The organism is Exiguobacterium sp. s160 (assembly GCF_018617575.1).
GTDB lineage: Bacteria > Bacillota > Bacilli > Exiguobacteriales > Exiguobacteriaceae > Exiguobacterium > Exiguobacterium aestuarii_A.
On sequence record NZ_JACSKK010000001.1, the window covers coordinates 478,808 to 491,300 of the forward strand.

Consider the following 12,493-nt stretch of genomic DNA (forward strand, 5'->3'; position numbering starts at 1 on the left):
GAATGACGTATGTAAAGGGAGAAATATCATGTTCTTGTTACAATTGGTTCTAGTGATTCTATCAATTAAAATCGCAGGGCAGCTTAGCGTACGATTTGGTCAACCATCAGTTCTCGGTAAAATTTTAGTTGGAATTCTTTTAGGACCAGCACTATTAGGATGGGTTCAAGATGGGGAGGCATTGAAGGCATTTAGTGAGATAGGGGTTTTACTCTTGATGTTCCTAGCAGGGCTCGAGATGAACATGAAGGTGTTGAATGAGAATAAAGTATCCGCCACTTTTGTAGCAATCGGCGGAATTGTGTTCCCTATTCTATTCACATATATAGGTGCCTCGTTTTTTGACTTCACTTTTGAAGAAACAGTTTTTTTAGGGTTGTTGCTCTCTGCTACGTCGGTCAGCATTTCTGTTCAAACACTCAGAGAAATTGGCTGGCTAAAAAGTCGAGAAGGATCTACACTGATGGGAGCGGCAATCATCGATGACGTTGTAGTCGTCATACTGATTGCGATTGCTGTCAGCATATTCACAAGTTCATCCGAGACTAGTTTGTCGATGTTGTTCATGAAGAAGATTATGTTCTTCGTCATCATTGCACTTATGTCAAAGAGACTGGTTTCTCCGTTTATGAAGATTTTCTCTAAATTCAGAGTCACTGAAGCAGTGCTGAGCAGTGCATTAATCGTTTGTTTTTCATTCGCATATATCGCTGAGTATTTAGGTGTGGCAGGAATCATCGGTTCTTTCTTTGCCGGGGTTACGATTTCTCGTACAGCCTATAAGCAGGATATCGAACATAAAGTGGAAGCAATCGCGAACGGCATCTTTGTCCCATTCTTCTTTGTGAGTATTGGGCTCAGTGTCACTTTCAACGGTATTAACGAACAAATTGGATTCGTTGTCCTGTTTTCACTCCTTGCCGTCGCATCTAAATTTTTGGGAGCTGGGATTGGGGCACGCTTGACTGGTTTTAATCGACAATCGGCAATGGGGATAGGTGCCGGGATGGTTTCACGTGGTGAAGTCGCACTCATCTTGGTCTCAATCGGACTAGAGACTCGGTTGATTCCTATTGAGTATTTCACTGCGATTGTTCTGGTCATCATTGTTTCGACAATCGTTACCCCACCACTATTGAAGCGATTTTTCGGTGAGCGAACAGAATGTTTAATGACAGATTGATGCACAATGATAGACTATAAATATTCAGTGAGGTGGCAATTCAATTACTTCACGTATACCATTTAAGAAAAGGAGAGGTATGATGGGAGCCGAGAGATTAAAAGAAGTTGCCCTCAAACAATTTGCTCTGTATGGTTACGAGGGTGCATCATTGGCAATGATCGCGGAAGAGGTAGGGATTAAAAAGCAATCGATTTATGCTCATTTTAAGAGTAAGGAAGATTTATTCCTCCAAACATTTCGCGTTGCGGTTGATCGAGAAGTGGAATATATGACGGAGTTCATTCAACAGAAGGAGTTCGATACACTATCAACAATCCTCGAGACATTCATAGACGACTATCTAAAAAGATATTATGAGAATGACAATGCGAGTTTTTTCATGAGAACATCATTCTTTCCACCGCTAGAGCTTGAAAGTCTCATAAAAGTCGGAACAAACGAATATGTCTCAAATCAGGAATATCTGTTTACACAAATCTTTGAAAAGTTCCAAAAAGATTTAAAACCGGGAATTACACCACCTTCAGCTTCACTAGGGTTCTTGACGCTTCTGGATGGTCTTTTTGTCGAGATGCTCTACGGCGAACAAGATCGGTTGACTAGACGACGTAATGCGGCTTGGGAGATGCTCACTAAAATACTGATTGACAAAGCGACAAGTGAAGAAATCGTATCCATTTAATCAAGTATAGAATATATAAAAGTACGCCCCATAAATTTAATTTTATGGGGCGTATACTATCATCGACGCTTAGTATAAAAAAACATTCATTGCGAATCACCCACGCTAATGTTCTTGATTGTGACATGGCCCTTACGCTCCTTGCCTCCCGTCAGAAAGGCCCAGGAACATAGAGATGCGGCTTGTGAGCCAGCAGCTCTTGTTATCGGGCCGTCGGGGAGGCAGCGGTGCGATGAGCGACTTCGCCACGAGGCGTTAGACGCTCACGCATGAGCCCGGATCACCATTCCTTCTCCCATGCCCCGTCTTCAGACACGCCCCAATCCTCGAACCGATACTTGATGAGCCAATGGACATGCATCACTTCATATTCGAATACACCCTTGGAGAGCTCTGAGACCACAAAACTGACGTCTCCATTCCCCACCACCCATGTCCCATATAGATATATGTAGACGTCAAGTTGATTTTGACACTTTTTGCTCGTTTGCCTTTTACACTTCTGCCGAAAACAATGATTTCCGGTTCCTCATCCGATGACTGTCGTCATCACTATGTATGATTTCGACGCGATGGAGTAAGCGATCCAGTATCGCAGTCGTGATGCCTTGGTCCCCGATCAATTCGCCCCATTGATCGGGGCTTTTATTCGAGGTCAGGATGATCGAGCTGCGCTCATAAAGGTGGTTGACGAGATGGAAGAAGAGATTGGCTTCTCGTTGGTCCATCGCCATATACATCAGGTCATCGATGATGACCAGGTCCGAATCTCGCAACCTTTTTAACTGGATCTTCGACTTGCTTGAAAACTCTTCACTTTTTAATAGTTGGACGAGTTCACCCATCGTGACAAAGTATACCTTGAACCCGTGGTTGACCGCCTCGATTCCCAGCCCCACAGCCAAAAACGTCTTTCCGACGCCCGGAGGACCTAAGAGAATCAGGTTGTACTGTTGTTCAAGCCAGTTGAGTTGTTTCAACTGCTTCAGCTGTCGGGCGGTTAGTGCGGTCTGTTCCTCTAAATTGAACTCCGAGAGGGATTTGATGAACGGGAATCGGGCCCACTTCATTCGTCTCTCTAAACTTTTAGCGTCTCGTTTGGCGCGTTCATGGTTCGTGATGGCACTTAGAAATTCGATATACGTCCAGGAGGCCATTTCGGCCTCTCTCAAAATCTGTGGGAGGGCGTCAGCCGTCTCGGCGAGACGAAGCTGCCGAAAATCCAATTGTAACTCGGAAACGCTTTGACTCATTTTGTCGCCACCCCTTTCAGGATGTCGGTGTAGGCTTGGAGTGACCTCGTTGCGACCTGTATCCCGGATTTCTTCGGACGTTCGGTATCGGGTTTTAGATCACACCCATCGTCCGAGAGAATCGCAAGATAGTGGACCACGTCTCGGAAATCGTTGGCGCTGAACAGACTCTCTTGCGAACACTTTTCCAGTGCGGTCGTTAAGTGATTGGGATACATGGTCGCGACGTCCCTGATGATGTTGAACTGGTCACGTCGGTATCTCGGGTAGCGCTTTGAGAGCTCACCCAGATAATCGGACGCCGCCTCTCTGTCCTCGAAATAGGTGAGGACCTGTTGCTTCAGTTCTTCGATTCCTTTGGAACGATCCCGAAGGTGGTCACGGCTTTGAATCAGTTTTCCGCTCTCTTTGCTGACCCGGTGGTCTGCGATCACTTCTCCCTCGGGAGATTCGCGAATCAATAACCGTTCCTGTTCGGTCACTTCGAGGAACACCACCTTCTTCTTGACCGATGAATAGGTCTCGATTGGGACGGTGTAACGATTTGAGCGATAACGGATTGTGTTGTCCTTGCTGACGTTCCTTGCTATACTTTCGGTATGGATACTTTCGAAAGAGAGTAGCGATAAGACCGGTTGTAAGTGTTGTTTTTCGACGGAGAACACTTCAGCTGGTCTTTTTTTCGTTGTCTGATGGACGTTATGATTTCCTGTCCTCTCCAACCATCTCGTGGAACGGTCGTTCCAATCCTCGATATGCCGGTACACTCGGCTGTCCGCGAAGTTCCGTTTGATGTACTTCACGACGTTCTCGATCATACCCTTTGACTCCGGGTCGGCCCGACGACATAAGTGGATTCTAAACTTTCGTTCGTTCACGTAGGCTTGAAACTCATTGGTCAATAGGACGTCACCTGCGTTCTCATTGACTGCGATGAGGTGATCCTGGTCATAGACGATTTCAGAAGGACGCCCACCATAGAATTGGAATGCATTTTCGTGGCAGTGAATAGTGTCCTTGGTGGTGAACGGGCGTTCTCTCCATTCGACATACTTCATCCGAGAGTGCGCAAGTACGAACGCAATGAAATAAAGCTTTATCATTTTTCCATCTTTAGTCCGTTGTATGGTCTCACCCCAGTCCACCTGTATTTGCTTGCCCATTGGTTGTTCTGGGATGGCCTCGTAATGGCGGACAATCCTTTTCTTTTCAATCTGATAGATTTCTCGTATTTCCTTCACGTATGTCCTGACCGTGCTCGATCCGACCCGACAGGTCGGGATATCTTTCAAGTAACCAGTCATGTACTTGTGCGCTACTCAAATGCGGATACTCTTCCAACCATGCAATGATCCAGTCTTGGTAGGCATCGAGCTTCTTCTTTCGTGAGCAGGCTTTCTCGTCAAATTCATGTAGGGCATCTTCATATGTCATCTTCAGGTACTTATATACCGTCGGTCTCGATACCTTCAGTGCTGTGGCGATTTGAGCCACTTTCATGTTTTGCTGATACATTTGATGAATCTTGATGTGTAGCACTAACTTTTCCTCCAAATCCATTCCCTCCAGATAAAATAGCCTCAACTACTCTATCGGAGTTCTGTTCTGATTTTTCGGCAATAGTGTAAAATCGTATCGAGCAAAAACTGTCAATTTTATTTTAGCGTTCACAGTGTCGAAATCAGTACCTCGATATCATTTAATTATTTTTAGATACGCGACGAGGGCATCGCTCTTTCCTTTGTTTCCTCCGTCGATGATGATGTCCTCACCGTTCGGCATCTTGATGTAGATGGCGTCTCCCTGACCGATGTCGATGTAATGAACTTTGATACTCGAAGCTGCAGATACTTCACTATGTGGCATAACTAAAAATGCCCCGATAAATAGAGTTACTAGCCCCATTTTCATCATTTTCTTTTTGATCAACATATATCTCTCCAGTCATATTATGTTGTAAAATTATCCAGTTTATAACTTATTTTAATCCTTTAAATGTAATGAAACCTTATTTTTTTCAGGTTTACACTTTTTTGTATCAGATTATTCAAATTTTTTTAGGAGGAACGTATTTATGTTGAGACGTCCCATTGCAACAAATCGTCGTGATAAGCCGGTTGTAATTTTTTAAAACTATCAAGAATTGAAAGAACTTCCACATTTACAGGCAGCGGCGCTTTGGTTGAAAGACTATGCAGAATTGAAATCTAGACCGTATACCATTATTGAGAACGGAATGTATCTCGGAGAGACCTGGACATGGAATGGAGATCGCTATAATTTCACGACCGACGAATCGGTCCGACTCGAAAAACTACGAGTATGGAAAGAAGAAGGTCGAATCAAACAAGAGAAGGTCTTACCGACAGGATGTTGGACGTTTTTTTGTAATCCGAATAAATGGGCGATGGATCAGTTTCTACTCTCAGGTAAGACTAATGACAGTTTCTCTATTACGGCCTGGCAAAAGGACTGGTTCGAAATTGGACAGTTCGGTGTCATTCGGGTTGGGAATGATACCCGTTCAAGAGAACAGTTGAATGGACTTGAACGAATGTCACGAGGTATATATGCAATCGTACAAGTGACAGGATTACCCGAATATAGAAACGCACATGATCCCTATTACTATGAAGAGGAAGATAAGAAGCGATATCATGTTCCAATTCGTTATGTTTACTCGAATTATGAAAATCCGATTCGGTTGGATGATTGGGAACTTGAACCTTGCAAAGAGGATACGTATTTGATGAATGGATTCCAAGCCTCATCGATGCCCTTAAATTCTGCGACTTTTCGAGTGATTTGTGAGAAGTGGAATATAGGAGATGAGCTTAATTCTTTAGAATGGCCGGACATTAAAATCACAGAAGAACTAAACTCAGAGACGGTTTACGTCGAAGGAAGCGCAAAACAAGTGATCGTTAATGCATATGAGTGAAACAGTAAAGCTCGACAAGCATGTCTAGCTAAACACGGGTATGATTGTTCAGTTTGTGGCTTTAATTTTGCCGATGTATATGGAGAGCTTGGTGATAGGTTCATTCATGTACATCACCTAAAAGAAATACATACCATCAAAGAAGAGTATGTAGTCGATCCGATTCACGACTTGACACAGGTCTGTCCTAACTGCCATGCGATGCTCCATCGAAAATCACCACCTTATACGATGGAAGAGCTTCGAACAATTCTTAAACAAAATCATTAAAGAAGGTCACTAAAAAAATTAATATATGATACACGATTTCGACTTTATACTCATAAAATCGAAACTACGAATAGAACAGTGAGGGAACTTCGACAAGCCTGTAAAAGCTGAAGGAAAGGAAATGTAATTTAATCGAATAGCATATCTATTCTCCGGCCGTAAATTGATTGAAGGCAATATTGGAAGTTTGTCCGGATAACGGGAAACAAATATCATCAGTGATATCAATTATAGTGAAAATGGACCTGAATGAGTAAAATAAAGATTTCAGCCTCTCATTAGGTAAAAGCAGAGGTTGCAGCGTCAACCTGGACAGTAAGCAGAATTTTGAGAATAGGTATCATTGGCATCAATCAAGTATCAATACAAGAAGCGAAAAGTACCAGTTTTCCAATACCACTAGCTTAATTCCAATATGCGTGACAATGGTATTGAAAGACGGGTTGAGGAATGATTTATACATGAAAATTAAAACAATGATAATTGTATAAAAGACATCCTCTATAATTAAAAAGATCTCTTCATTTTGGGAACTTTATATAAAACCAAGTATTTTGAGTGTTGGAACGCTGTCTCGAAACGAATAATTTTTCTCTATTTTTATTTCATGTTGCAAACCATGTTCTTTCTTCTTGATGCTATCTTTATGCTTCCCGCTTTCTATAAGAGAGAAGCAACTCGAGGATCGATATAATTGTCCAGCCACAGTACCTTCTTGATGTTTTTTCGAAAACCTTAGTCGGTGGAAGGGCGACGTGTCCTTAGTTACATACGAACATCAAGTCACTAATGAGATATCTCTCACGTAGGATATCTATTTTAATCCAAAGTACCAACTCTCCACGCATGACTGTGCCAAAATTGAGAAAAAACATGAAACTAGGACCTTTTACCAAAATAAAGAGAGGCGTTCAACACCTATCCTGACAAAAAGTTTTCGTCCCGCAAAAACCCAACATCCTGTTGTCCTTTCGTAGTTATTTAACCATTTACTTAAGACCTAGGCTTAAGCAACGAGAAGCAACAGTCCTTCAAAAGAAAAAACGTACGTTTTTCATCCTTTTTAATGGAAAAGGAACCTGCTGTTCAAAGCCTACGTTTATCTTTTATACACTGTTCCCATTCGCATATCGAGTAAAATTGTCTAGAATGGCCTGCCATCCCTGTCGTTGCATTTCAACCGAATTCATCGATTCTGCATCAAACACCTCGACGATCTTTGTCTGATCACCTTCTGAAGCAAATGAAATTCTAACTCTCCGTTCATCGTCAAGACGATACTGAATGAGCTCATTTACTTTAACTTCTTCATACACTCCTTCAAAATCAAAGCCCATGCTTTGATCTTTTGCTTCCATCCGACTTCGAAATTTGCCGCCAATCCGTAAGTCGTTTTCCGCTTCGGTCGTATGCCAATCGTCAGACGCATGATTCCATTGTTTGATATGGTCAGGGTCTGTCCACAGTTTCCAGACTGTGTCGATTAGTGCATCGACGAGCGCTGATATCGTCACTACATTTGATTCCATGATTCGTTTCCCCTTTATTCTACATTTTTCTAATCAATCACGAATGCGCTGCCCCTCCTATATGACGAACGCAACATGAGATTACTTCCCTATCGGTCACATCATCTCCTGCTCTCCCTTAATATCGGTAATCAAAAAAAACCTGAATGGCACGCTAGCACGAGTGCGCATTCAAGGTTCTTATCATTTCATAATCGAAATTTAGCTCTTGGCAATCCCAAGCATAAATCCGGCAACGACAATCAAGCCAATCCCCATAAAGACATAGACGCGTTCCTTTGTCGTCTTCTCCTCTTTTAAGAGATAGATCCCACCGAGTGTCGCCACGACGACGTTCAATTGAGATAAAGCGAATGAAGTCGCAATCCCGACTTCTCCGCTCGAGACGAAGAGACCGAAGTTCCCGATTCCCCAGGCAATCCCGGCTAAAATATTCTTGAACGTACGTGGATCGATTTTCTTCACGTCCTTCTCACGGATACTGAAGAGAAGTGCTGCGATGAACATTCCGACCGATTGTGGAAGAATCGCGGTGATGCCTTCTACTTCAAAGTAGTTCGTCAAGACCGCATACGTGACGTAACCGATACTTGAAACGAATAAGACGAGTAACCCCTTTTTCAACGCACCGGCGCTATCTTTGTCTTTTTTCTGTTGATACGAAGTCATGGTCGCCCCGATGATAATCAAGACGAGCGCTGAGAACCCTAACCATAGCTCTGTTGTCGTCTGCCAGTCCCCGAGAACGATGACCCCAAAGAGAGACGTCCCGACGAGCTGCATTCCCGTACTAATTGGCATCGCTTTGGAGACGCTTAGGATTTGGAACGATTGGAACTGCAAATATTGACCGAGCGCCCAGAACGCCCCTGAGATAAATCCGGTCACGATGGCGAGTGTCGTGAACTCCGGTCGGAATACGAGGACAATCACGACCGCCATGATCATCGCTCCAATGGTCGTGCCGATTAACTGCTGAATCGGTTTTCCTCCCACTTTCGACACGATGAGTGGAATACTTCCCCACATGAGTGCCGGTAAGAGTGCCAAAAGAATCATTTCCATGAAGCACACCTGCTTTCTTAATATAACGTCTAACATGAAATTCCCACGTCTTCAATTTTATAAACCTAAATTGCAAAAGGGAATTGCCATGTCGAATACTACGATGATATAATGATTTCGAACGGGGCATTAGCTCAGCTGGGAGAGCGCTACGCTGGCAGCGTAGAGGTCAGGGGTTCGAGCCCCCTATGCTCCATTAATCTGTCACATCTCTTAAGAGATGTGACTTTTTTATTGGTATGGTGCGATTCAACCTTTATATGAACGGGTAATGAAAGATAGACTTTTTCATACAAGGGGGAATATTGATGGAACGCACATCTGTAGAAGAAACATTGGCGAGCGTGATTGAATGTATGCGCACATGCAACCATTGCTTCTCAAAAAGTTTACAAGAAGAGGATTTACACATGTTTACCGAATGCATTCGACTGACACGAGAATGCTCAGACATTTGTACGTTGGCTTTAAATGCCTTAGAAACAGATTCGGCCTTCTCTAAACCAATTGTCGCCTTGTGTGCTCAAGTATGTGATACATGTGCCGTCGAATGTGGCCGTCACTTGCATGACCACTGTCAGGCTTGTGCAAAAGCGTGCGAGCGCTGTGCCGAAGCTTGCCGTACCCTCGTCGCCGCTTAAGCACGACATTCGTCTAACTTTCTGTTAGACTTTTTTTATTGTGAAGAAAGAAGGTGAACCATGCAACATACCATCCTCGCTCTCGATGTGGAGACCGCTAATCGAGATAGCCGTAGCATCTGCTCAGTCGGGTGGAGCATCCTGCAAAATGGAGAAGTGATTGAAACTGATCAACGACTCGTCAATCCAGAGGAAGACTTTGATATGGGGAACATACGGGTTCATGGCATTCGTCCGAGTGACGTATGGGATGCCCCTGCGTTACCGGAAGTACTTGCCTCTCTTTACCCGATTTTACGAGAAGTCGACCTCGTCATCGCACATAACGCATCATTTGATATGGGTGCCTTAAGAAAGGCAATTGTGAAATATGAGCTATTCGATTTCCCTACAATTGAGTACGGATGCACTGTCAAATTGTCACGTAAACTGTATCCAGGACTCCCGAACCACAAGTTGAACACGATGGCAGAATACCTGAACGTGCCTTTTATTCATCATGATGCAGCAGAAGACGCTCGCGTATGCGCTCTACTCATGCGTGATATGATGCAGAAAACCGGCATTACAAGCCCGAGAGAGCTACATCGCTATACGTCCGTCAAAACAGGAACACTCGCATATTAAACCGGTCATGAGCCCATGACCGGTTATTTTTTGAAAATCCATCGTTTTTGGACATAGTAACTGACAAAAAAGAGAAAGCTGTCGACGATAATTTTTAGGATGACTTCTCCTTGCCTAAATAGAAGAAAAAGAAGATAGACCAACAATGCCGAGGTTGCCATCTGGAGAACGACGAGCGAAAAATATTTGGAAAGTGATCGTCGCGCTTTTGAATGAAAGACGACTTTCCGATTGACGAAATAATTGAATAGAGAGGAGATAATTCGAGCGATGACCGTCGCGATGACGACATGAGCCGTATCGAAGTACGGTGATAATAAAAAGATAAAGACTGCATACATCCCAACGTCGACAAGAAATGAAGCGACGGACGATGCCGAATACATCAAAAACATACGATAGATTAAAATCGAATCTAAAATCGGTCTAAAATGGGATGAAACGTTTTCGTTTTCATATACCGTCTGGATGGTCGTCTGTTGAATCGGAACCTGTAACCGCTTTGTGAACGTCAGCATATTCATCTCGAACTCATATCGATTCCCCGGAATGTCAATCAGTTGTCGTGCGTATCGCATCGGGATGGCACGAAGTCCTGTCTGAGTATCTTTTAACTTCAATCCACTCCCGATCAACATGACGAGTCGTGTCGCCTGATTGCCGAATCGACTTCGGAGCGGAATCTTGTCCCCACTGAAGTCACGGCATCCCATGATCAGATGATGCGGCTTACTCACTCCCTCCTCATACACATTGACGACGTCCTCAGGTAAATGTTGTCCATCGGCGTCAACCGTGATGACACCTAACTTGTCGGGATAGGTCTCTGCAATATGCTGCAGTCCAGTCTTCAGAGCTGCCCCTTTTCCTTGATTCTGTTCGTGCGTTAGCACTTGGTCAACAAATGATGCCACCTTTTCAAATATGCCTACCGTCGACTCATCACTACCGTCATTGACCACAACGATGGTCGAAAACCCGCTCGCACTCAGCCTTTCCACGAGTGTGACGAGTGCATCGTCAGGGTTGTAGGCCGGAATCAAAATTGTATACGCTTGGCGTGTTTCTACTTCTTGCACTTGCATCGCCACCCCTCCTTCAATTCCCTTATACCCGAAGCAACGGATTCGCATTCTCAATTAAAAAATGCACCAGTCCTGAGACTGATGCATGAACTCACCCGATAAAGATCAAGTATGACGAAACAAAGTACACGACAACGACGAGCAGCGAAGGAATGACGTAACGTACCTTCGACGTGACATTTTGTCGGAGAACGCTATACATGACGAGAATCGATAGAATCGTAATCCCGACCGCCGACACAAGGTGTGAAGTCGATACGTCTGCGAGAATCGATCCATTCCGATAGAAGACGTCCGACATGGCGATAATGAGCATGTTAAAGATGTTACTTCCGAGAATCGAACCGAACGCCAAGTTGACGTTTCGAAGCTTGAGCGCCATAAACACGGCGACCGCTTCAGGTAATGAAGTTGATGCGGCAATCAAGAAGCTCCCGACGAAACTTGAACCGAGTCCTGTAACGACGGCGATTTGATCTCCTGTGATGGAGAGTGCCGTCCCGGCTGCCATGATGACGACAGCGGCAATTAAAAAACCGAATACAGCTCGTTTCAATGTGATATCTTCATACTTGCTGACAACGACCTCTTCTTCCACTTCATGCTCAGCGACCGGCTCTTTCGGTTGCTTCCCGATATAGTAAATCCCGATCCCGTAAAGAAGGGCAATTAAAAGTGCGTCGACACCGATTCCGATAAATGTCATATCGACACGGACAATTAAGGCGACCAATGTCGTCACGGTCAGCAAAAGACCAAGTCCTGCTGTATATAGATGATCACGGCTTGTATAGTTAAAGAGTTGCTTTTGACGGAAATACAGGTCGAACATCGCTAAAATAAAGATATTGAACAAGTTAGACCCGAGCATGTTTCCGATGGCGATGTCTGGATTGTCAATCATGACCGCCGATATACTCGTCGTCACTTCAGGTAATGACGTCGCTCCCGCCAACAAAACGGTACCGACGAGCATCCCGCCCATTTTTGACTTTTCCGTCATGACATCGGCGTATGTGGACAACTTGATTGCGGCATAGACTGTGATGGCCGCAGCTAATAAGAAATAAACAAATACCATTTTTTCTCCTCCTTGGGTAAACAAAAAAGACCTTTTTATGGACGACAAAAACGCCCATAAAAAGGTCTTGCGGACTTGTAAAAGCTCGATGGACCGAGTGCATGCGCACTGTAATGACGACCCATCGACCACG

Annotated in this window: 12 protein-coding genes, 1 tRNA gene and 2 pseudogenes; 7 read left to right on the forward strand and 8 right to left on the reverse strand. The window is 44.1% G+C overall.

From position 1 onward, the window contains the following. Window positions 1–28: 28 nt before the first annotated feature. On the forward strand, window positions 29–1,183 hold the full coding sequence (locus KNO86_RS02485; protein ID WP_214692592.1) for a cation:proton antiporter: 1,155 nt from the start codon (window positions 29–31) through the stop codon (window positions 1,181–1,183). Between the two features lie 82 nt (window positions 1,184–1,265). Then, window positions 1,266–1,868, forward strand: a complete 603-nt coding sequence (locus KNO86_RS02490) for a TetR/AcrR family transcriptional regulator (protein WP_214692594.1) — start codon at window positions 1,266–1,268, stop codon at window positions 1,866–1,868. 280 nt (window positions 1,869–2,148) lie between these two features. Here KNO86_RS02490 and KNO86_RS02495 read toward each other — a convergent pair whose 3' ends face one another. The 4 genes and pseudogenes from KNO86_RS02495 to KNO86_RS02510 all read right to left on the reverse strand — a co-directional run bounded on the left by KNO86_RS02495 (window position 2,149) and on the right by KNO86_RS02510 (window position 5,026). Next, window positions 2,149–2,295: a hypothetical protein gene (locus tag KNO86_RS02495; protein ID WP_214692596.1), complete on the reverse strand. Its 147-nt coding sequence runs from the start codon at window positions 2,293–2,295 to the stop codon at window positions 2,149–2,151. 67 nt (window positions 2,296–2,362) lie between these two features. Next, window positions 2,363–3,121: an IS21-like element helper ATPase IstB gene (gene istB, locus KNO86_RS02500; protein ID WP_214692598.1), complete on the reverse strand. Its 759-nt coding sequence runs from the start codon at window positions 3,119–3,121 to the stop codon at window positions 2,363–2,365. Then, window positions 3,118–4,660, reverse strand: a pseudogene (gene istA / locus KNO86_RS02505) (IS21 family transposase). The gene istB and the pseudogene istA overlap by 4 nt, the downstream one beginning before the upstream one ends. A gap of 156 nt (window positions 4,661–4,816) precedes the next feature. Further along, window positions 4,817–5,026: a hypothetical protein gene (locus KNO86_RS02510; RefSeq protein WP_483298396.1), complete on the reverse strand. Its 210-nt coding sequence runs from the start codon at window positions 5,024–5,026 to the stop codon at window positions 4,817–4,819. A gap of 238 nt (window positions 5,027–5,264) precedes the next feature. Between KNO86_RS02510 and KNO86_RS14675 the strand changes: the two genes are divergently transcribed. Then, window positions 5,265–6,062: a hypothetical protein gene (locus tag KNO86_RS14675; protein ID WP_251126869.1), complete on the forward strand. Its 798-nt coding sequence runs from the start codon at window positions 5,265–5,267 to the stop codon at window positions 6,060–6,062. Between the two features lie 57 nt (window positions 6,063–6,119). Further along, window positions 6,120–6,332: pseudogene (locus tag KNO86_RS14680) on the forward strand (HNH endonuclease); the annotation flags it as partial. 1,106 nt (window positions 6,333–7,438) lie between these two features. On the opposite strand, the gene KNO86_RS02520 reads toward KNO86_RS14680, so the two are convergent. Together KNO86_RS02520 and KNO86_RS02525 are read right to left on the reverse strand one after the other, a co-directional pair. After that, on the reverse strand, window positions 7,439–7,861 hold the full coding sequence (locus KNO86_RS02520) for an SRPBCC family protein (protein ID WP_214692609.1): 423 nt from the start codon (window positions 7,859–7,861) through the stop codon (window positions 7,439–7,441). Between the two features lie 201 nt (window positions 7,862–8,062). Further along, complete coding sequence (locus tag KNO86_RS02525; RefSeq protein ID WP_214692611.1) at window positions 8,063–8,926, reverse strand: GRP family sugar transporter; 864 nt, start codon at window positions 8,924–8,926, stop codon at window positions 8,063–8,065. A 123-nt stretch (window positions 8,927–9,049) separates the two neighbouring features. Here KNO86_RS02525 and KNO86_RS02530 point away from each other — a divergent pair. The 3 genes from KNO86_RS02530 (at window position 9,050) to KNO86_RS02540 (ending at window position 10,194) form a co-directional block, all read left to right on the forward strand. Continuing rightward, a tRNA-Ala gene (locus tag KNO86_RS02530) sits at window positions 9,050–9,122 on the forward strand. Window positions 9,123–9,234: 112 nt separating this feature from the next. Then, window positions 9,235–9,567 (forward strand): four-helix bundle copper-binding protein, encoded by a 333-nt coding sequence (locus tag KNO86_RS02535; protein WP_214692613.1) that lies wholly within the window; start codon window positions 9,235–9,237, stop codon window positions 9,565–9,567. 60 nt (window positions 9,568–9,627) lie between these two features. Next, the gene (locus KNO86_RS02540; protein ID WP_214692620.1) at window positions 9,628–10,194 is read left to right on the forward strand and encodes a 3'-5' exonuclease; all 567 of its coding nucleotides are present in this window, start codon (window positions 9,628–9,630) and stop codon (window positions 10,192–10,194) included. 23 nt (window positions 10,195–10,217) lie between these two features. On the opposite strand, the gene KNO86_RS02545 is transcribed toward KNO86_RS02540, so the two are convergent. Both KNO86_RS02545 and KNO86_RS02550 read right to left on the reverse strand, forming a co-directional pair. Next, a complete protein-coding gene (locus KNO86_RS02545; protein ID WP_214692621.1) occupies window positions 10,218–11,279 on the reverse strand; it encodes a bifunctional glycosyltransferase family 2/GtrA family protein in 1,062 nt (353 codons plus the stop codon). A gap of 91 nt (window positions 11,280–11,370) precedes the next feature. Next, complete coding sequence (locus KNO86_RS02550) at window positions 11,371–12,360, reverse strand: sodium:calcium antiporter (RefSeq protein ID WP_214692623.1); 990 nt, start codon at window positions 12,358–12,360, stop codon at window positions 11,371–11,373. Window positions 12,361–12,493 lie beyond the last annotated feature (133 nt).